Annotated in this window: 15 protein-coding genes; 4 read left to right on the top strand and 11 right to left on the bottom strand. The window is 42.0% G+C overall.

Annotation, left to right across the window (positions count from 1 at the left end; translation table 11 throughout):
* Positions 1 to 19 precede the first annotated feature (19 nt).
* A complete protein-coding gene (locus ACTJKG_RS07450; protein WP_172332970.1) occupies positions 20 to 1,489 on the bottom strand; it encodes a hypothetical protein in 1,470 nt (489 codons plus the stop codon).
* A 463-nt stretch (positions 1,490 to 1,952) separates the two neighbouring features.
* Between ACTJKG_RS07450 and ACTJKG_RS07445 the strand changes: the two genes are divergently transcribed.
* Positions 1,953 to 4,160 (top strand): TonB-dependent receptor family protein, encoded by a 2,208-nt coding sequence (locus ACTJKG_RS07445; protein ID WP_440738810.1) that lies wholly within the window; start codon positions 1,953 to 1,955, stop codon positions 4,158 to 4,160.
* A gap of 49 nt (positions 4,161 to 4,209) precedes the next feature.
* The gene (locus ACTJKG_RS07440) at positions 4,210 to 4,602 is read left to right on the top strand and encodes a DoxX family protein (protein ID WP_172332972.1); all 393 of its coding nucleotides are present in this window, start codon (positions 4,210 to 4,212) and stop codon (positions 4,600 to 4,602) included.
* Between the two features lie 121 nt (positions 4,603 to 4,723).
* Here the strand turns inward: ACTJKG_RS07440 and ACTJKG_RS07435 are convergent, their stop codons facing one another.
* The gene (locus ACTJKG_RS07435) at positions 4,724 to 5,200 is read right to left on the bottom strand and encodes a group II truncated hemoglobin (protein WP_172332973.1); all 477 of its coding nucleotides are present in this window, start codon (positions 5,198 to 5,200) and stop codon (positions 4,724 to 4,726) included.
* A gap of 323 nt (positions 5,201 to 5,523) precedes the next feature.
* Between ACTJKG_RS07435 and ACTJKG_RS07430 the strand changes: the two genes are divergently transcribed.
* Positions 5,524 to 5,829: a winged helix-turn-helix transcriptional regulator gene (locus ACTJKG_RS07430; RefSeq protein WP_440738809.1), complete on the top strand. Its 306-nt coding sequence runs from the start codon at positions 5,524 to 5,526 to the stop codon at positions 5,827 to 5,829.
* Positions 5,830 to 5,861: 32 nt separating this feature from the next.
* Here ACTJKG_RS07430 and ACTJKG_RS07425 read toward each other — a convergent pair whose 3' ends face one another.
* The 8 genes from ACTJKG_RS07425 to ACTJKG_RS07390 all read right to left on the bottom strand — a co-directional run bounded on the left by ACTJKG_RS07425 (position 5,862) and on the right by ACTJKG_RS07390 (position 20,929).
* The gene (locus ACTJKG_RS07425; protein ID WP_172332975.1) at positions 5,862 to 6,971 is read right to left on the bottom strand and encodes an XdhC family protein; all 1,110 of its coding nucleotides are present in this window, start codon (positions 6,969 to 6,971) and stop codon (positions 5,862 to 5,864) included.
* Positions 6,972 to 7,233: 262 nt separating this feature from the next.
* On the bottom strand, positions 7,234 to 8,151 hold the full coding sequence (locus ACTJKG_RS07420; RefSeq protein ID WP_440738808.1) for a helix-turn-helix domain-containing protein: 918 nt from the start codon (positions 8,149 to 8,151) through the stop codon (positions 7,234 to 7,236).
* A gap of 5 nt (positions 8,152 to 8,156) precedes the next feature.
* On the bottom strand, positions 8,157 to 9,125 hold the full coding sequence (locus ACTJKG_RS07415) for an NADP-dependent oxidoreductase (protein ID WP_440738807.1): 969 nt from the start codon (positions 9,123 to 9,125) through the stop codon (positions 8,157 to 8,159).
* Between the two features lie 287 nt (positions 9,126 to 9,412).
* Complete coding sequence (locus ACTJKG_RS07410) at positions 9,413 to 10,285, bottom strand: GH12 family glycosyl hydrolase domain-containing protein (protein WP_172332978.1); 873 nt, start codon at positions 10,283 to 10,285, stop codon at positions 9,413 to 9,415.
* 182 nt (positions 10,286 to 10,467) lie between these two features.
* Positions 10,468 to 11,901, bottom strand: coding sequence for an agarase (locus tag ACTJKG_RS07405; protein WP_172332979.1), 1,434 nt, complete (start codon positions 11,899 to 11,901; stop codon positions 10,468 to 10,470).
* A gap of 11 nt (positions 11,902 to 11,912) precedes the next feature.
* Positions 11,913 to 13,382: a RagB/SusD family nutrient uptake outer membrane protein gene (locus tag ACTJKG_RS07400; protein ID WP_440738806.1), complete on the bottom strand. Its 1,470-nt coding sequence runs from the start codon at positions 13,380 to 13,382 to the stop codon at positions 11,913 to 11,915.
* Between the two features lie 18 nt (positions 13,383 to 13,400).
* The gene (locus ACTJKG_RS07395) at positions 13,401 to 16,586 is read right to left on the bottom strand and encodes a SusC/RagA family TonB-linked outer membrane protein (protein ID WP_440738805.1); all 3,186 of its coding nucleotides are present in this window, start codon (positions 16,584 to 16,586) and stop codon (positions 13,401 to 13,403) included.
* A 260-nt stretch (positions 16,587 to 16,846) separates the two neighbouring features.
* Positions 16,847 to 20,929, bottom strand: a complete 4,083-nt coding sequence (locus ACTJKG_RS07390; protein WP_440738804.1) for a hybrid sensor histidine kinase/response regulator transcription factor — start codon at positions 20,927 to 20,929, stop codon at positions 16,847 to 16,849.
* A 334-nt stretch (positions 20,930 to 21,263) separates the two neighbouring features.
* Here ACTJKG_RS07390 and ACTJKG_RS07385 point away from each other — a divergent pair, with 334 nt between their 5' ends.
* The gene (locus ACTJKG_RS07385; protein ID WP_172332983.1) at positions 21,264 to 21,830 is read left to right on the top strand and encodes a thioredoxin family protein; all 567 of its coding nucleotides are present in this window, start codon (positions 21,264 to 21,266) and stop codon (positions 21,828 to 21,830) included.
* A gap of 74 nt (positions 21,831 to 21,904) precedes the next feature.
* Here the strand turns inward: ACTJKG_RS07385 and ACTJKG_RS07380 are convergent, their stop codons facing one another.
* Positions 21,905 to 22,174: a CHC2 zinc finger domain-containing protein gene (locus ACTJKG_RS07380; RefSeq protein WP_172332984.1), complete on the bottom strand. Its 270-nt coding sequence runs from the start codon at positions 22,172 to 22,174 to the stop codon at positions 21,905 to 21,907.
* Between the last annotated feature and the right edge of the window lie 57 nt (positions 22,175 to 22,231).

Here is a 22,231-nt window from a genome sequence, read left to right as displayed (position 1 = left end):
TAATTACAGATTGGGGGAATTAAAAATTACCCTGGGTTTCAGGAATTACATTGGCTTTTTGTCTTGGGCCTGCTTTTTTCAATATTCTGGCCCTTTTAAATGGTACCCCGCCGCGTCTTACCACGTGCTCAACACCAGAGAACTGATTGGCATAATAGCCACCTATGTTTTTATTTTTCCAATCCCAGTAATACCCCAATGCCAGCGATGTTTGCAAAGAAAAATCGTTGGACAGCGCCTGTTTAGGGTTATAAGCTGTACCGCATCTGAAATTCTGATAATATTTTATCCAGGCCGGATCGTTAGTTTGTGTAAGATGGCCCATGGCACCATTTGCCAGCGTGTCGCCGATAAAGGCTTCATCAGGCACCAGCGCCGCCACTTGCGGAAACTCGGCAGTTTGATGGCATGACATACAAGACGCGGTATTCAAATCAACCGGGCCGTCAAGCCTGCCTCCCCAACCAAGATGCTGTGGTGGAAGATCGGCGGATGTGTTAATAAACGTTTCTTTCAGCGTATCGTTGATCATGGTTTTAATGACCGGGTAGGGGTTTATCCAATTAGTTTTATATTGCGGGTCGTTTCCGAACTGTATACCAACCGGAACAAGATTTTTTACCCGTTCGCGCATAGTTTTGCCATTATTCAGATTGCCATTATAACAGAAATTGCCAAATATCCATCCGGTGCCATATTTTTCGGCTCTTTTATCCCGCACCATAATATCCATTTGTATCAGGTGTACTTTTTTTACAACGCGGTTAACACTATCAGCAAACGTTGGTGTAATGTAAGCTGTTCTTGCGTATGAATCTTTAAGATAAGGTACATCTGTAGAATCCAGATCGGTATACAACAATTTAAATATCACGGTACCTTCCGGGAAACCGCCTTTGGGCCCCTGCGTAACGAATGGATCCGGGTCGTTAGCTGTATCCCACATTTTGTAAAGCACGTGGCCGGCAAAATCATTATAGAACCCTAGGGCATATACCTGTCCGGGATGTTTTTGCTGAGGAGATAACTGATATGGGTTAATGGGAGCTTCTTTGGCCAAGCCGTTAAAACCCTCGGATGCAAGTGGGCCATAATGTAACCATGGCATATGATACCAGCTGCGCTTTTTGTTATCCTGTGCTATGAAATTAGCCTCAATCATGCCATCAAAACAATAGTCGCGGGCGGCCATCAGCCATTCTTTCCATCTGGCTTTATCATCAAATGGTATTTTAAAAAAATCAGGGATTTTATCTTCAGCAGGCAACGTTTTGGGATAGTCCTGGCTCAACTTAAAAACTTTTTGGCCGGGGTATTCTTTTAAAAACTGGTTTATCGGGATCATGGCGCCAAAATCAGGGAAGGTGTTTTTGCTTTCTTCCTGGTTTTCGGAGTCTCCGTTCCTGTGATCATTCGGGGCAGAACAACGGACAATAATGGTGATCATAAAAATGGATACGACGATCCATAACATACGGTGTTTGTTCATAGTTTAAAGGATTAGGCAGGTTTAAATATTTATGTTTAATTATTGTTATATAAATATAAATATCAATTATGTTTTCATAATACTTTTAATTAATATGAATAAAATGAATTAAAAATTAATATAATTTCGTTATGCTAATAAAAACATAACGACGCTGGGGGTAAATAAATTTACATTTATGATATTAATGATGCTGGGAGTTAATAAAATATAGTATTAAAATATTGCTGTATATTTTACAATATTGTATAGGTATATTTTAAGGAATTGAATTCCAGGTGTTTAATTTTAGTAGCCCGTTGATGATATTTATTAATTGCGGAATTTGTCACTTGAGCGACTAATCGCTCCAAAGAAATTGATATTGATCTTTTATGGATGGGATAAATAGATAAAATAAACATGAATATTTTATTGTTTGTATCGATATATTTGAAAATATATAATGCCATTGATTTAGCCAATGAAAAAAACTCTACAAAAAAAATCCATCACACTATTAGGTTGTATTTTCTGTATTTCCCGCCTGTATGCCCAAGCAAATTCGCCACAGGCAAAATCTGTTGCTAAAGACACAACTACGCTTGATAGCGTAGTGATAAGAGATAGCAAGCTCAAACACCTGCCTGATGTTGAAGGAACTTACCTGTTCGCCGGGAAAAAGACCTTTTCCATTACGCCGGCAACCGGAAGGGCCAATCTGGCTAATAGCACTATTCGTACCATATTTGCTACCATTCCGGGTGTAAATGTTTGGGAAATGAGTGGCAATGGTTTCCAGGTAAATATTGGAAACCGGGGGACAGACACCCATCGCTCAAATGAAACGAATGTACGCCAGAATGGTTATAACACTAATTCCGACCTGTTTGGTTACCCCGAAGCGCATTACGTACCTCAATTTAATGCCGTGAGTCAGATCCGGATTGTACGCGGGGCGTCGGCGCTGCAGTTTGGAAGCCAGTTTGGCGGGATGGTAAATTATAAGATAAAGGAGGGCGACAGTACAAAAGTTTTCGGCGCGGAAAGCGAACAAACTGCAGGATCTAATCATTATTTCAACTCTTTTAATTCTGTGGGTGGCCGTAGCGGTAAATGGAGTTATTATGCCTACTATGCACAGCGATCCGGTGATGGGTGGCGGAATAACTCACGTTTTTACGGGCAATGGTTTTATGCTAATTTAAAATACCAGTTTAATGATAATGGAAGTATTGCCCTGCAATTCTCCAGGGTTAATTTTTTTGAGCAGGATGCAGGTGGGTTAACCGATGCACAGTTTAATGCCAACAACCGCCAGTCAACCCGTACCCGTAATTATTTTGATCCTGAAATTAATATCCCGGCGCTATTATTTAATTACAAATTAGGTACACGTACCAAACTCGAAGTGATATCCCACGGTATCATTGGTCAGCGTAACAGTGTGCAGTTTTTAAATAATCCCGGCGTAGCGGATACCGTAAATAAAAAGTTGAATAGTTATAATCCCCGTCAGGTCGACCGAGATTATTATTACGGGTTTACCACCGAAGCACGCCTGCTTACCCAATACAAGCTGGGCGATTTGTACAGCACATTCACATCTGGTTTGCGTTATTTTACAGAACGCACCATGCGCAGACAGAAAGCAACGGGAACTACCGGCTCTGATTACGACTTGACCGTTGTTAAACCCTACGGTATCGATCTGCATTTAAGCACACGTAATTATGCTGCTTTTGCAGAAAATACTTTCCAGATCACCCCTGAATTTACCATAACACCCGGAGCCCGTTTTGAGATTATTAATACCAGTCTTAACGGTGTAATAGATAATGGGTTAGATCATGTATCTTATGGCAACAAACGCAATTTCCCCTTGTTTGGTACCGGGCTTCAATACCAGGTTACCCATAATAGTCAGATTTATGGAAATATCTCCCAGGCTTATCATCCGTTTGCTTACGCTAATATTATCCCGGGGAATGATTTGGCTGTTGTAGATCCCAATCTGAAGGACAGCCGGGGTTACAGTGCTGATTTGGGTTACCGGGGAAACATTGGTACTATATTCAATTATGATTTTGATCTGTACTATGTTTATTACGGCAAACGGATAGGTAACCTTACGGAAGTGAATGACGCGAAACAAACCTATATTTATACCACTAACATCGGAAACGGGGTTGCAAAAGGTGCCGAAGTTTTTACAGAAGTCTCTCTATGGCGGGCATTTGACCGTTCAGCTTCTGGCGATATCCGTTTATTCAATTCTTTTTCCTATGACCATGCCCGTTATACCAGCGGATCAATTACCGCGGGGGCTACTAATATCAGCTTAGCTGGTAACTGGCTGGAAGGGACACCGACCTGGATAGACCGTGCCGGTTTAAGTTATTTGGATAAGCACATTACTACCACCGTACAATTTAGCTATGTTGGTAAAAACTTTACAGATGCAAATAATACCATTTTTAACCCAACCGGTTTAAGTGGTATTGTGCCTGCTTATCACGTTGTTGACTTGTCGTTCAATTATAGCTTTTTGCGGAAGTATCACATTTTTGGCAACCTTAATAATGTGCTGAATGCTAAATATTTTACGCGAAGGATAACCATTTTGCCTGGCCCTGGTATTTTACCGGCCGATGGTATTGGCTTCAATGTCGGGTTCGGCATAAAAGTATAAATGAATGTATTGCCATGTGATATGGAACGGTTGTTGCCATTAGCTATTGATGAAAGAAGATAATATAAAAAATGCAGCCAGGATTTTCCTGGGCGCTAACCTGATCTTTGCAGGCATCAGCCATTTGACTTTCGCAAGGAAAGCTTTTAGGGCCCAGGTCCCGAATTGGGTTCCTTTAAAAAAGGATGATACCGTAGTGTATTCAGGAATAGTTGAAATAGGCTTAGGTTGTGCAATAGCATTAGCACCAAAAAATTATAGGGCGGGTGTGGGAAAAATAGCGGCTGCTTTTTTTGTTGCTGTTTTTCCAGGCAATATTGCTCAATATACGCATAAAAGAAGTTCATTTGGATTGGATACAGATGCCAAGAGATTTATCCGTTTATTATTTCAACCAGCTCTTGTTTATTGGGCCTTAAAAAGTACAGGTGATGGTAAATAAGCATATTTACTATAACAGGCATTTCAGAAGGATTAAGTAATAGATTAAGTAATAATAGATTATCGCTGATTTCTTCAGAATAACGGCATAAGTCTAATTTTGATATTTAGTAAATCGAAGTCTATCCCTGAAATGGCCCACCGGGCACTCCCCAGTCCCAATGCGGCATGGGTATGTCTGGTGGTTCGTTGATACTCGCCAGGTTTGAATTGATAACCGCTATACGCGTTCCCCATTCAAGGTAAGCCAGGAAGGCCGAGCGAAACTCAGGATCGTCGGGTAGTTTCAGCTCGTCGGCAGTTTGCAGGAGCAGGTCCATCCAGCGTTGGCGATGCTGTTGGGTAAGGTGTTTGGAAAGATGGTGACGGATCATTTCGAAATGACTGCCTTCGTTTTCGCTGTACAATTTTGGGCCACCCAATACTTCGGCAATAAAATGAGCAACGTGAAGCCTATGTTGCGGCGACATTTGTTTGAAGATTGGCTGTAGTAGGTCATCTACCAATACTTTATCATAAAACTGATCGAATAGTGCTACGAATACCGGCATGCCGCCGGCCCATTCATAAAGTGAAGGAACGGATTTATTGTTGTTCATAGGAGTTATATTTAATCATCTTTAATGCTGACCAAATGTATTCTATGCAAAATATAAAGTCAATAACTAACTAAAAAGTAGGTTGTTACGGGCGGTGAATTGTCTGGGAAGGATCTTTTGTATATGGCAAAGTGGCACATTAAAAATTATATGAGCTACGTTTATATTGCTGTACCTGACAGGATTAAATTTTGGCAGGAAATTTAACGGGATGTAAAATACCTGCCTTTTAATTGCATAGGGGCGTTATAGATGATTGATTATGATAGTATTAAACGAAAAAATATATACATGTCCGGTTGACGTAACACTGGGGCTAATGGGTGGTAAATGGAAATTGCTCATTTTGTTCCATTTACACCATTTTGCAAAAAAAAAGCTACAGTGATTTTAAGGCGAATCTTCCTGGTATTTCTGAAAAAATGTTATCACAGCAATTGAAGGAGTTGGAAAGGGATAAATTAATAGCCAAAAATCAGCTTTCCGTAAAACCGAACCGTGTAGAATACTTTCTTACGGCAAGGGGACAATCGCTCGGTCCTTTGTATGAGTTTATCAGTAAATGGGGAATTGACTACCTGATGGAAAATAATATAGATTATATCAAAGACCAGCATCTTTACAAATAGTTTAGCCTGCCTTTTGGATAATTGGTTATTTATTAATTGTTGTGAATAACAGTGGTTTTATATTTCAATGATCTTCCATTTCGTTCAGAAAATACCGCTTTTATCTCTGCAATGATAGACAGCGCGATCTCTTCTGATGTTTCAGACCCGATATCCAGGCCAACAGGCCCGTGAATTGCTTTCTGGTTCTTTTCGGTTATAACGTTGCCATTCACCTCTAACTCATCCAGCATACGTTCCAGCTTTTTCTTGGGTCCTAAAATGCCTATATAAGGAGGGTGTAAGGGCAAAAGCTCTTTTAATAAGGCAATCTCGTAATTATAATTATGTGTCATCAGCACAAAGGCCGTCCAGTCATTTATTTCCAGGTTATCTAAAGCGCCTTCAGGTTTAGTAATCAGGATCTTTTTAACCGCCGGAAAGCGTTCAATAGTGGCATAATTTGGCCGCCCGTCGATAAGTGTAGTATTCCAGCCCAATACAGCGGCAATCCTGGTTAATGGGATAGCGTCATTTCCAGCGCCGGCAATAATCAAAGAGATTAAAGGTTTTATGCACTCCACAAACGCAGTGTATCCATGGTAAGCTGTAATAGTTGAACTTTGATTATCCAGTGCATTTTTTGAATCATCCAATAGCTCGCTTTTATAAGGTAGAATTTCCAAACCATTCCGAAGCGTTTGGCTATCTGTGAGGCATAAACATGACCCTGGCTGTGGTGCCTTACGGTCTTCAAGGGAAAATATGGTAACGAAAACTGAATGGCTCCGTGAGTTTATTGTCGCTTTCAATAATGTTATAGGGTTGGTTTGTGTATCATTGATCGGTTCGATCAAAATGTGAATAATGCCGTTACATCCCAGGCCAACACCAAGTTTTGCATCGTCATCATCCATCGTGTCATAAGTAACTAACAACGGTTCCTGCTGTAATATGACCATTCTGGCTTTGCGTAAGGCATCCCCTTCCAAACAACCACCACTTATAGCCCCGGTCAATTGCCCGTCTTCAGTGATCAGCATCCGGGCGCCTGCTCTGCGATAGGCAGAGCCTTCCACAAGCACTACGGTAGCTAACGCGGTTTTCTTTTGTTCATTCACAGCTTTTTCGTAAGCTGTCACGATATCAATAATTTCTTTCATAGGTAAACCAGCTTGTCCACTGTTTATATTTTTGATAAACAGGTACAAGCTAATAAGGTTATTTAGATGTCGCTTAAAGTTATTGTGCTTCTATTCGAAATACTTATATAAATATCGGTGGATATTTTGATTTATACTCATAACAGCGAAAAAATGATTTGAGTGATGTAAGTATTGTAAAACCGAAAATGGGAGAGGGGGGCAGGTCCGAATCCTGAATCATTGCAAAAAAGACTACTTTATCATCTGGCAATTGCAATTGCTAATTTTTGAACGACTGTCTGAACTCCATAGGCGAAAGCTGGGTTTTAGCTTTAAACAACCGGCTAAAAGATTGCAAATGTTCAAACCCCAATTCGTAAGCAATTTCGCTCATAGAAAGTTCGCTGGTGGATATTTTTTCTTTGGCTCTTTCAATCAGTTTTTCGTGGATATAGTACTGAGTGTTTTGCCCTGTATGCATCCGTAATAAGCTGCTTAAATATTTTGGGGTGATATAAAGCATGGCCGCAATATCGTTTACAGTAGGCAAACCTTTATTTGCCGGCTGCCCACTGCTTAAATAGGCATTCAATACTTTTTCCAGGCGGTCAAGTATTTTATGGTTGGCCTTTTCGCGCGTAATAAACTGGCGGTTATAGAACCGCTCGGCATAATTAAGCAAGCTTTCCAATTGTGATATAACGATCTGTTTGCTGAACTTGTCAATATTATTGTGTGTTTCGCGATGGATATTTTGAATGATACCGACGATAATCTCTTCTTCATTTTCAGAAAGGAATAAGGATTCGTTTACGGCATAATCCCAAAACTCATATCGTTTGATAGTGTTAGCTAATGTTGTGTTCCACAGGAAATCGGGATGAACGATTAAGTACCATCCCGATTGCTTTACTTCGACGTCCTTTTCGACGACAAGGCTTGTTACCTGGCCGGGTGATACGAAAGACATGATCCCTTCATTAAAATCATAAGGTTGTTGCCCATATTTCAATTTGAGATCTTCGGCACCTGTAACCCGCTTAATAGCTATGCAGTAGAAATCACAAAAGGATGTCGACGTATCACCACTGCGCATCATTCTGGCAACATCTACCTTAATTACACTGATAAGCGGGTGTTCGGGCTTTGGCAGTTGCCAGGCCCGGAACCATTCGCTGATAGTTTTGTAATGCACCATATGTTTTAGTCTTCTTTACGAATTTCAAGTACAATTTTTCCACGGACATGTTTTGTTTCACTATCGCGATGTGCCTCGGCCGCTTGTTCCCATATATAAACCTTACTCACAATAGGTTTCACTTTGCCTGCGTCAATCAATTTAGCCACTTCAGTGAAGCAATGCTGGTGATTAATATCAACACCAGCCATGGAAACAGTTGCATTTTTCCGGGCCAGTAATCCCTTAAACTCCTCGTTGGGCCACACGCCATGTGTACATACAAAGATACCGCCTTCTTTCAAAACTTTAACAGATCTTAAACGTAACGCCTCATCAACGGTAGTAGTTGGGGTGGCATTGAATACAATATCCATATCGCTCACCACATCTTCAAATTTTTGTGTGTTATAGTCAATTACCTCGTCGGCGCCCAACTTTCTTAAAAAATCGGCATTATGTGCCGATGCTGTACCAATAACATATGCTCCATAGGCTTTGGCAAACTGTAATGCCAGGTTGCCAATACCCCCTGCCGCACCATGGATCAATACTCGCTGGCCTGGTTGTACCTTTGCCTTCTCTACCATACCGCTCCAGGCCATACGTGCACAGGCGGGTAACGAAGCGGCTTCATTAAAGCTGATCGTTTGTGGCATAAGGGCGAATTGGTTGGCTTTTGCTGCAAGGTATTCGGTATAGCTGCCGTCTAAATAATTGGGAACACCATATACGCGGTCTCCTTTTTTGAATTCAGCCACCTCGCTTCCAACCTCTTCTACAATTCCTGCCGCATCAATACCTAATCCCATAGGCAATTTCAACAATGGTTTTAAACCTTCATTTCCACCCTGGCGTATGATGTAATCTGCCGGGTTTACACTGGCGGCGTAAACTTTTACTAAGATTTCATCTGCTGCAGGAAGAAGGTTTTCAACTTCAACAATTTTCATCACTTCCGGTCCGCCAAACTCATTAATTCTGATTGCTTTCATAGTTTTTCTCTTTTTTACAAAGGTCTACAACAATATGATGGCATATTTAACTCAAATGCCCTTTGTCTTAACCAAAGCGGCGACTTTATAATACAAACAGAACTGGTCTCTGAAAAACCATCCGTTTTATGGCACTGGTTATGGCAGTTGATATGTTCAAAATAAGATACAAGCGGTACGGAGTTGAAAAGAAGTAGACATCCTGGAGATGACTGAGAAACGAAGAATGAATAACAGGCCAGATCACTTTAATGAGAGATCTGGCCTGTTATTGTTAAAAATATCTATTAATTTTTAACAATGGTGCTGGTGTAGCTATTGGTAGTAAACGCGCCTCCGGCTACTATTTCCCAACCAGCCTGTACGCCTAACAAATAGTACGAAGATGAAAAGAAATCATCATTCTGGGCGTAAGTTAAAAAAGCTTTGATATCCAGGTTACTAACCGAGCTTGTATTGGTGGTACGCCTGAATGTGTACACATCATTAGTGCCGTTGTTGCCTTCGTATATATTCCAGGTACTACCTGCTATGGAGATATTGGTATGGATTGGAATACCTCCAACAGGTACAAAATCCGAACCATTATAGGCTGGGCCTTTGTAGTTGAGCCAGATCATAACCTCTTTCTTTGCTTTGTAAGCAGGGTTATTAGAGACGTCCAGCCAGATGTCATAAGACGAATTATATTTCTCGCCGTTTGTGGGTACGGTCATAGACCAGTTACTGCGGAAGCTTGACAAATGGCTCATTTGTACCGGGAAGGAAGTATCTGATGGCGATGCCCAAATACTGCCGCTGCTGTTAAACCAAAGCCAGCCACGCACAAGCGCAGGGTAGCCTTTGATGTTTTGGCCGGTACCCGATGTGTGACTGGCATTACAACCCCATGACTGACTTGAATTATCATACCATACGCATTGTGAACCGGCACCGTTGGTACCTGCCCCCCAAATGTTATTGTTTAACACGTAAGATGCGCCAACCGTAATGGTGTGCGTGTTTACACATTCGGTAGTAACACTTTGTGTTTTTAACGTGGATCCCGGGACGTCGGCTTTTCCGGTGTCATTAATTGGTTTAGACATTTGTTTGCCGCAGCCAAACATCAATAGGCTTGCAGCGAGGCCGAAGGCCTGTAAAGTAGTTCTCTTTCTCATGGTTTTTTGGTTTTATAATTTGGTATTTGGTTAATTGCAATACTTCAGTTTGCCACCTTATCTCCCTCACCTAAAAACACCTGTGTATGATTATTTATCAGCCAGCATAAAATTATTATACTGGCCAATACGCCCGGAAAACCGGTGGGTTATTATCTGAGCAGCCCCATCTCTGCCCATGATCAATTCTGTGCTTTTTTCCTGCTGTCGAAAAAATCAATAAGGTGATAAACCTGTAGGTTTAGTTCTTTCATCTTATTGACAAGGCCATTGTACAGTTGGTATTTGTTATTTAAAATACCTTTGTTGGCATCCGTGTTGGATGGATCGACATTTTTGTTGGTAGGGTCGTTATCCTGATATTTAAACCAGTGCCAGCCTACGCAGTTGCCCGATTCCAGGAGACCCAGTGTAAAGTTTTGGTAAAACATACCCCGTTCTTCCTGTGTTTTTACCACCCAGCCGGCACCTGAGTAATTACCCATACCCGAATCTTCGCCCTTTACATACCATTCGGTAATAATGAAGGGTTTGCCCGACCATGCCGTCCAGTTGCGCATATCACCTGTATCGGGAGTCCAGTGGTCATAATAGTTAATGGAAAGCAGGTCCAGGTATTTACCGGCTGCGGTTATTACTTCTTTAACTGTTTTTTCGTAGCCATTAAAACGGCAGCCGATATACATATGATTCGGATCATATTTTTTAATGGCACCGGATACTGTGCTTAAGTAACGATCTACCACAAATCCTAAAAACTCGTGACGCATTTGTTCGGTAATAGCTGTTTGATCGTAATGATGATCGTTCAGCCATTTTTGGGTGGCGATATAACCCGGGTCTGTATGATCTTTTTTAGCCAGGAAATTATCCAGCGATTTATGATAAAAAGGCAATTCGTTATCCGAAAAATAGCCGAAAAGATTCCTGTCGTTTTTGTTAATGCTGATCTGTTTAGCATAAGTATCGCAGTATTTTTTAAACTCGGGATCAAACACAAAAATGGCGTTGTCGGGATAACCCAGATGCCCTGATTGTTGGTAAGCGCCTTTAGTGCGCCCATAACTGCCCATAAAATCCAGCATAACGGTATAGGCCAGGGGCTGGGATTTTTTATCCAGGTTTTTTAAAAGGGTATAATCAGACCATGCGCCAGCCCCATTAAAACCTTTGTCGCGGAGCATTTGTGTGGTTTTCAACGCCCAATCTTGCTGACTTTTAAATATTTTGCTAAAAGCCGCTTTATTATTATCGGACGGGCCGATGTTGATATCGTTCATCCCTTTATTAATAAAAAGGTACCCGTCAGGATCTATACACCACCAGCGGCCATTGACAAAAGCAACATGGAAAAAACCGGTGGCCTCTGTTTTACGCGCCAAAGCTGATCCATAAGTATTCAAATCTTTGTCATTTACCGCCTGGTAGCCATTTAAGGTGGTTATGGTGCGGGTAGAGTAATCTTTCCATTCCCGGAAACCGGGTTTTTGCCCGGTTCCCTGGTTGGATATTTTAGCACTTACCGTTAGTGTGTATTCGTTCTCGGTTTGAGCCAATACTGTGCTGGTGCTGGCCAATAGAATAAGGTATAACGTAATATGTTTCACAGATATCATTTAAATTTATTTTAAGGGTTTTGGGTAAGTTTTGGATTCAGCTGTATTTCTCTTAGTGGAATAGGAAACAATAGATTGTGTGGAGCAGATATCTGGATAACATTGGCTCCATTTTTAGTTTGATATTTGGCGAATGAGGCGTTCATAATTGTGATGGCGCGGCCCGTTCTTAGCAAATCGAACCAGCGGTGCCCTTCCATATTGAGTTCAAGCCTGCGTTCGGTTTCAATAGCCAGGCGCATACTGGCCTGGGATGAGGTCTGTTCATCGTTAAGGTCATTGCTGGTATTACCATAAGCTCTGCGGCGGACATCATTTACATAACTAATAGCGTTTGCGGGGCCATTGAGCTCATTTTCGGCTTCTGCGTACATCAGCAATACATCGGCATAACGGATAACGATCCAATCGTTATTACTGTCGTTGGCATTCGCGGGTAAATCGGTATATTTTTTAGTGTAATAATAATTAATCCCCCCACCCACATAGGTGCCGATAGAAAGCGCCCGGCGCGGATCGGTAGATGGGAAAGCATCGTAAAGATCCTGCATAATGGTATTAAAGCCAGATCCGCCACCAATGGTAGCTATGGTTGAACCACTTTGATTAGGTATAAACCAGTTAAAGAATGGACTACCCGTACCGAAACCACCTTTGGTATATCGCACAGCGAAAATGATCTCCTTATTCATCTCATTGGTGGTCAAAAACACATCACCATAATTCGGCAGTAGATCATATCCCCAGACATTGGAAGCCCTCGGGAGTAAAGGGGTCAATTCTGATTTGCATTTATCAAATTTACCCTCGGTCAGGTACACTTTCCCCAGCATGGCCTTTGCAGCACCGCTCGTAGCTCTACCCAGGTCGGTGGTTGCATAGGTGGCTGGGAGTACTGCTTCAGCCTCGGTCAGGTCCTTCTCGATTTGGGCATAAACATTCGTAACGGATTCCCTGCCATAGCTCAATGATTCGTCAACTGATGCTATTTCTTTTGTCACAAGGGGAACTCCGCCCCAGATCCGTACCGCGTTGAAATAACACAGCGCCCTTAAAAACTTACACTCCGCAATATAGCGATCGCGTAGGGCGGCTGTCATATTCACAGCAGGGGCACGTGAGATAATGGCATTACAACGGGCAATACATCTGTAAAAGCTTTGCCATTGTGTTGATAAGTTTACGTTTTCTGGTGCTACGGTAAACAGGTCAAAATCGCCAAGTCCGGCTCCTGATACCAGACTGTTGCTGTTATCAGAGGGTACATCGGTAAACAGATACATACCCGTGCCGCTGGTGCCTTTGCCATAAATATCCTGTAGGGTACCATAAGCCGCATTCACAGCCAGGTTCAATCCATTGGCGTCGCTGTAAAGATCGGTAGTTGATATTTTGGTGGGGTCCTGTAACTCAATAAAACTCTTTTTGCATGATGCGCCGGCAAATGAAAGCATCATTAGCAGTATGATATATTTTTTCATCGTTATCTTTTTATTTAATTAAAAACCAATGTTTAAGCCCAGCGAAAATGTACGCGGCAGGGGATAGGTACCCTGATCTACACCATAGCGTGGTTGCGGCGAACCCGCCCAAACGTTAACCTCGGGGTTATAACCAAAGTATTTGGTGAAGGTTGCCACGTTCTCGGCCGTCAAAAACACCCGGGCGCTGGTGATGTTTAAAGCTTTCAGGGCTCGTCCGGTAAGTGAGTATCCTAAAGTGATATTGCGCAAACGCAGATACGATCCGTCGAAAATATTACGGGTAGATACAACTGTGGTGGAGGATGGGTTAGTTACCGCCGCACGGGGTGTCATTCCATCGCCCGGGTTATCGGGCGATCGCCAGCGGTTCAAAGCATTTGTACGCACGTTGAATGATCCGTTATAATAGTCGGTATACCTGTCGGCTGAGTTTAGGATCTTGTTGCCATAAACACCCTGGAACAGGAAACTGAAATTAAAACCTTTATAATCGAAACGGTTGGTTATGCCATAAGTAAATTTTGGCAATGGACTGCCTATGTTCACTATATCACTGGCGTCAATTTTTCCATCACCGTTGATGTCGGCATATTTTACATCGCCGGGAACAGAACCACCAGAGGCCCATTTTGGACTGGCGGCTACATCCGCGGCATCCTTATATATTCCTATTTGCTTGTAACCGTAAAAACTGCTCATCGATTCACCCGGTACTATGCGAATGGAATTGGTATAGCCAAAGGCAGCATCATAGCCAACAAATGAACCATCATCGGTTAGTTTAATCACTTTGTTTTTGTTAAAGGATATATTGGCATCGGTTGTCCATTTCAGTTTACTCTTAAGATTAACTGACTTTATCGAAAACTCCAGCCCGTTATTTTCAACCGATCCGATATTGGTAAATATGGAGGTAGCGAAACCGTATATAGCAGGTACACCCCGGCTCAGGAGCAGGTTACTGGTTACCCGGTGGTAAGCATCAGCTATAAAGAATATACGATCACTTAAAAGGCCGATTTCCAGGCCTATATCTGTTTGTTTATTGGTTTCCCAGGTCAAATTGGCATTGGCCAGCGAGCTCGGCGAGAAACCAAATACAGGTGTGGCATTATTAGCGCCAAAAACATAATTTACCTGTGTGGCATAGCTTTGGGAGTTATAGTCGCCAATGTTGTTGTTGCCACTTACGCCATAGCTGCCCCGAAGCTTAAGCTCGCTGATGGCTGATACATTTTTCATAAAGCTTTCCTCTGTGATGCGCCAGGCGGCCGAAATGGCAGGGAAAGTACTATACTGTTTATTCAATCCAAAACGCGATGAACCATCTGTACGTAAAGATCCCGACAGGATGTACTTATCCTTATAATTATAATCGGCACGCCCAAAGGCCGATATCAAGGCGTTGGCTGTATTGGCATAAGTACCTAAAATAATGCCGGCATCATTGGGATTTTGCACTATGGAATTGGTGGTTGTTCCGCTTTGGCCCGATTGGCTGCTTTCGGTGTACGTGTTTTTTTGGAATGAATACCCGGCCAATAAAGTCAGACTATGGTTTTTGCCAAATTTTGTATTATAATTCAGTGTGTTTTCTGATACATAATTGTAGTTTGTTCCCTGTGTAGTTCTCGCTCTTACATTGCTTAACAGTGGATTGTTGATATTAGCGGTAGGGCCATTATCTGATTGCAGGGTAGCGGGTACAAACCAGCTGCGGTTATTGATTATCGCCTCGAAACCAAATGTGCTTTTAAAGCTTAAGCCTTTTATAATTTGATATTCAAGGCCGGTATTTGCCAGCATACGCCCGGTGGTTGTCCTGTCTTTATACAAATCAAGCACCGCCACAGGGTTATAAGGGTTACCGTTAAAGGTTTGTCCGGCACCTGAAAGTACAGCCGTAGCGTTTGAATAATCTCCGTTCGGTTGTCTTACAGGGAGTATGGGTGGTTGTAATAGTGCGCTGATCACTGTGCCGCCTACTCCGGACGGGTTAACACCAATACCATTAATGAGCGCGTTGTTCAGACCACCACCAGTAGCTGTTTGATCGTTAATCGCGTACGATGGTGCTACATTGAAGTTGAATTTTAACTTCCTGCTCAGTTGAGCATCCATGCTGGCCCGTAAATTATACCGGTTAAAATCGGTGTTCTTGATGATGCCTGTTTGCTTATAATATGATCCCGTTACATTAAAGGTAACCTTATCTGAGCCCCCGGAAGCCGATAGGGCATAAGCGCTTGTCCAGCCCCGGCGGAAGATCTGATCCTGCCAATTGGTATTTGGTAATGCTGACGGATCATTGTAAATGGCTGGCAGTGTTTTGTTAGAATTGGCAAAGGCATCTTTTACATAATCAACATATTGATCTTTGTTTAATACGGCCACTTTTTTAGATGCATTGGCCATGCCGGTGTTAGATGTGAAATTGAACTTAGTAGTGCCCGCTTTACCGCGTTTGGTGGTTACAATGATAATACCATTACCACCACGCGAACCATAAATGGCGGCAGCCGCGGCATCTTTTAATACCTGTATGGTTTGAATATCTGCCGGATTGATGTTATTAAAATCATCGGCACTGTTTAGCGGGTAACCATCCACTACAAATAAGGGGCTATTGCCCGCTCCGATAGAGCCAAGTCCGCGGATGTTAATGACCGGTGCGGCCCCCGGATCGCCCAGGGCCTGCGAAATCTGCACACCCGATACCTGGCCAACCAGGGCTTCGCCGGGTGTGGAAACCAAGCGATCTTCCAGCTGACGGGCGTTTACGCTGCTTACTGCGGTAGACAGTAATTTTCGCTTTGTTTCGCCGTACCCCACAACAACTACTTCGTTTAAAGAAGATACATTGTCCTGCAGGGTAATATTAATCTGGGTGTTGCTGCCAACAACACGCTCTGCCGGTTGATAGCTGATAAAACTAAAAACGAGTATAGCGTTTCCATCAGGCACAGTAATGCTGTAATCGCCATTGGCGTTGGTGAGGATGCCATTGGTGGTGCCTTTTACCTTAACCGAGGCACCGGGGAGGGGCAACCCTTTATTATCAGTAACTTTTCCCTTTACGGTGATGGTTTGCGCGTAGAGTGTAGAGATCTGGAAAAATACAGCAAATAATAACAGGCAGAAGCTTTTAGTTGCCCATGAGTGTTTAAGCTGTTTTGAAAGTTTTGCGTATAGTAACTTCATAGTTTATGGGTTTAATCAGGTAAAAATTATAGGGGTAGATGCGTACAGGTACGGGAATTTGTTGCGCGCTAAAGTTTCCTCATGCTTATAAGATTAAATGGGTTAATGCTAAATAAATTGCGGGATTGGCCCGTTATAACTGGATGGCCAAAAATGAATATCGCGGGAGGGAAACCGGGTTAAAAAAAGACTTTTTTAGGGGTAAAAAATGACTTCTTTTAATTTTGAAGCTGAATTTTATAAAATAAAGGGAGAAAAAACTAAGATGTTGGCGTGTTCATATCCGAAGGCGACATGCCATACATTTTTTTAAACTCGCGGCTAAAGTATTTACGATCATTAAAGCCCACCATCACAGAAACCTCATTTATTGATAATAGCTGCTGCCGTAAAAGATCGGCGGCTTTTTTGAGCCGCATGGATTTAATAAAGTCGGCAGGGGATAGGTTGGTAAGCGCGCAGATCTTTTTGTACAGAACAGTTTTGCTCATACCAATTTCTGTACCCAGGCTTACCACCCCAAATTCGGGGTTCTCCATTTGCTCCTCAATAATATTCATCAGCTTTTGGATAAAATGCTCATCGGGGTTATTCAACAAAACCTGCCTGGGTTGCAGGATCAGTTGCTGACTGAATTTTTTGCGCATCCTATCGCGTGAAGTGAGCAGGTTATGCACATTTAATTGCAGCAGTTTGGTGCTGAAAGGTTTGGTTAAATAAACATCGGCGCCAGTTTGTAAACCATTAACCTGGTGAATGTGCGTAGCTAAGGCGGTTAACAATATCACCGGGATATGACTCGTACGCTCATCCGATTTAATGTTACGGCAAAACTCAAACCCATCCATTACCGGCATCATCACATCGCTAATGATGAGGTCCGGTATCTGACTTACAGCATATTTAAAAGCCGCCGAACCATTTTCAAAAGCCACTACCTGGTATCCCGGTAAAGAATCTACCAGGAATTTTCTTAACTCTTCATTATCTTCGGCCAGTACAATGGAGCCCTCTGCGCTAAAGGATGCCTGAATTTCAGCCGGGTGTGTTATATCTATCTCGGCCTGTCGCCTAAAGGAGGCGATACTTTCTAAACCGGAGGTATTATTAATGAAGTGTACATTTTTTGCTGTTTTCAGTTCATTAGGCAGGTATACCGTAAATTCGGTATAACCTTTGCGTTCGTTTGTCTGCAACGTACTTTTAAAAGAGATGCTGCCCTGGTGCAGCTCTACAATGCTTTTTGAAAGTGCTAAACCAATGCCTGTACCGGCGTTTGATTTTTGGTCATGAACCTGGTAATAGTTGGTGAACAGCTTCGATTGGTGTTCAACCGGTATCCCTTTACCATTGTCAGCAATAGTAATTCTGAGGCCGGTACCAGTGTCGTTGCTGATGGTTACCGAGATGCGGCCATGATCTGGTGTGAATTTGAAAGCGTTAGACAGGAGATTAAAGAATACTTTCTCCAACTGATCCTGATCAATGTTTAGATATATTTCAGGGTCGTTGGTTTTAAAATCATAGGTAATATGACGACTCTCTGCTAATGAGTTAAATGACAGGTAAATTTCTTTAATAAAAGCAGCTACATTATGCCTTTGCACATATAAAACCATATTGCCGGTTTCGGCCTTGCGGAAATCCATTAGCTCACCAATTAACCGGAGTAGGCGTTCGGCGTTATTTTTAACCTGTAGTACTTGCCGGCTGATGCCGGGATTTTCAAGTGTGGCGTTATACAGATTTTCTACCGGGCCAATGATCAGGGAAAGCGGGGTGCGGATCTCATGGGAGATGTTGGTGAAAAAGTCCAGCTTCATTTTATAAAACTCTTCCTGGCGTTCATTTTGCAGGTGTTCGTTATACAAATCCTGCTCTAACCGTGCCCGAACCTGGAAAAAGCGGATCACCTTATAAAATAAAAATGCGGCTAATAAAATGTATAAAAGATAAGCCCACCACGTTTCCCATAACGGTGGACGGATATCTATTTGTAATGTACGACCCTTTGTATTCCAGTAACCATCGTTATTAGCGGCTCTTACGGTAAAAACATAATAGCCCGGCGCAAGATTGTTAAAACTCACTTCTTTTTGATTACCGGTTGATAGCCAGCCCTGGTTATTAGTAAGCCCTTCCATTTTATAGGCATAGCTGTTTTTTTCGGGATTAATGAAATTAAGCGCTGAAAATTTAATCGTTAAATTGTTTTGATCATAGGGCAGGGTAATCCGGGTTGTTTCGTTTACCGGTGCTTGAAGAACCGGATTCTTTCCAATACGTGCATCTTTATTATTCACCAAAAAGTCGGTCAATAATATTTCGGGCCTGAATTTATTTTTGATGATACGGTCAGGAAAAAAAGTAGTCACCCCGTTCATTCCGCCAAAAAGGAGCTCCCCGTCAGTTGTTCTGTACGCAGAGTTAACCAGGAACTGGTTGCTTTGTAAACCGTTCGCTGCCGTATAATTGGCAATTTGGTAATTGCCTTTGGATAAAGGGAAAGTTGCTGCTCCAAATGTGAGTCGCGAAATGCCATTATTAGTACTTACCCACAAGGCCCCTTCATGATCAGAAATAATAGCCGAGATCACATCATCGGCCAAGCCATCTGATTGCCGAATGGGGTAAGTCCTGTTATTTCGCTCGTCCAGGTAGTTTAGCCCGCCACCATCTGTACCTATCCATAAATGCTGATGACTATCTGTGTAGAGTGATAACACATTATTATTCCCCAACCCGGTTGTTTTTCTGCGATAGGTTTTGAAAGTATGATTTTTTAAATCGTATTTGTTCAGTCCATTTTGTGTGCCTATCCACAGTTCATCGCCCCGGCTGTAAAGAGCGTTAACATAATTATCTACCAGCCCGGTTTTATTTGTTAAACTCAGTAATTCTTTTCCTGTATAATCCACTAATTTAAGGCCAGCCCCGTTAGTGCCAACCCAGATCCCGGCTTTGGTAACTATCAGTGAGTTAATGAGTTTAGCTGTAGTTTTGTTATTGATAATTTGGAGGTTGATGGGGCTGAAAGTTTTTTTACTGCGGTTAAACTTGTACAGGCCATCTAAAGTACCTGTCCATATATCGCCTATTGAGTCCTTTACCAGTGCTTTGATTTCATCTGATATACTATAAACGGCTGTAACCTCTTTTTTGCGGTTAATGTAGTTTAGCCCGCCGCCGAATGTTCCAATCCATAAACCACCGTCTGCATCACCTATTATTGCCTCGGCCAATGGTTTTTTGAGACCGATACTTTTACCAATCTGCTCTCCAATATTATAAAAGTTAGAATTACCCGGATAAAAGATATTAATACCGCCCGAATAAGTACCCATCCAAACGTTGCCGGTATGGTCGGTCATTAAGCTCCATAAGGAACCATCGCTTAGTGTTCGCGAATCGTTAGGATCATGCGTATAGTTGGCAAAGGTGTTTTTTATGGGATCAAATATGGCCAGTCCGTTATGGGTGGCAGCCATTAGGCGGCCATCTTTTATCAGGAGATCGTTTATCCAGTTTGACGGCAAACTATGAGGATCATTTGCCTTTTTTAGATATTGAATGCAGGAGTTTAAGCGCGGGCTATACCTGAAAATGGCACTATTTTCGGTCCCGAACCAAATGTTACCTTCATTATCTTGTTTAATAACAATAATTTTGGCAATACTGAGCGCCTTATTCTGCCGTAATATCTCGGGTAAAGGGATAACGGTATTTGTTTTAGGGTCGAATCTTTTTAAGCCCTGCTCAATACCTACCCAAATAGTCTGCTGAATATCTTCAAGAAGTGAATAAACAATACCTTGGCACAATTGGGGTTCTGTGTTTTTCCAATCAGCTATAACAGTTAAAGACTTAGCATCCGGCGTTACGCTTTTGATGCCCTTAAACGTGGCTACCCATATTTTGCCCGAGTGATCCTGTTCAATAGCCGTAATAAAATTGCCACCACCTTTGGCAGCCGATAAGCCAATATGCCGGAAATGCTCAGTTTGCTTATTGTAAAGATTTAAACCTCCGCCGGTACCTACCCATAAACGTCCCTGGCGATCTTCAAATAGGCGGTTAATACGATTATGACTGATTTGATCTGGTTTAGTATCATCAGGTCTGAAGTTTTTAAAGGCAGTACCGTCGTATCTTGATAAACCACTCCAACTGCCAATCCAGATGTATCCACTTTTGTCCTGCAACATCGTGGCAATAGGGCTTTGTACCAGGCCATCTTTATAGCTAATGTGCCTGAACCGAATAGATAATTGCTGACTATTTACGCTATTTGGTAGCCATACGGTGGCTAATAGAAGTAAAATGAATATCAATCTTGCTTTCATCAGAAGCTGGCTTAATCAAATTATTACTAGGTAAAATAGCGGAACAAATTATGGTTTATACATTGTTTCAGGAGCGATAAAGATATAGCAATAAAGCCACTTATTGAAACCGCGCAGCCATAAGGGATGAAGCCTTAGGGTTATTCGGAGCACTTACCTAATGGATGGGGTTTGTTTTGATGAAGCTGAAGAAATGATTTTAGAAAATGATAAGTTGACTTTCGGACAAAAATTTGACCTGTTTTAAATTAATCATTTGTAAATTACCTGTCATAGTAAAGCTGGTTAAAAAGGACCGGTTTTACCTCTTTTTTTAATAATAAAAGTGAAATCAATGGACTTTTTAGCTTATCAGCAGGTATTTCAAAACATTTTAGATAGTCCCAATCCCCCTGCCCCATATCATGACCCTGCTTACCTGAATTACACCAGGCTAAACTGGTCGCGGCAACAAAGGTGGTTAAAGGTTGGTGTATTGAATGATGAGCTGGTAACAGTAATACAAAGTATCAAAAAACAACAATTCTGGACGATTATCACCGAACCCTGGTGTGGCGACGCGGCCCATTCTTTACCGTTTATATATAGGTTATCCGAGCTAAATCCACTGATAAAGGTAGACTACCAGTTAAGGGACTCAGAACCATTTTTGATCGATTCTTATCTCTCCAATGGTAAAAAAACCATACCCAAATTGATCATCGCAGATCATGAAAAGAATGACCTTGCCGTTTGGGGATCACGCCCAGCGGAGTGCCAGCTATTGTACAACCGCTTGCTGGAAGAGCATGTTGAAATGGAGCAAAAAAAGATCGCCTTACAAAAATGGTATAATGATGATAAGGGCGTGAGCTTGCAAAATGAGCTTCTTGTGGTTTTTTTAACTATACTCCATAAATAAATACAAGAATACAAGCCTGTTATTCTGATATCCATATCTTAAAAAGGTATTACATTGTACCATGAGATACTTTTTTATTTTCCAGTCCCTATCAATTGTTGTATAGCTTCTTCCCGGCTTTTGCCCTCTATATACATGATAAACTCTATCGGGCCGCCATCTTTGCCACAGCCAAAACATTTGAAGATGTTTTTTTCGGGTGATAACATAAATGAGGTTCCCTGATCGGGATGGAAAGGGCAACGGCCTTTTAAATTTTTGCGGCTTTCTGCAAGTAAAATATATTTAGAAGCAATGCTGACCAGGTCGGCCCCGGTTCGGGAATAAGTATCTTCAGCAGACATAAAATGGTATTCTGTTTTACAGCGGGCAAAAATACATTTTAAGCGATTTTTTAAAAG

The organism is Mucilaginibacter sp. 22184 (assembly GCF_052045695.1).
Classification (GTDB): Bacteria; Bacteroidota; Bacteroidia; order Sphingobacteriales; family Sphingobacteriaceae; genus Mucilaginibacter.
This window is presented reverse-complemented; position numbering and strand designations above follow the sequence as displayed.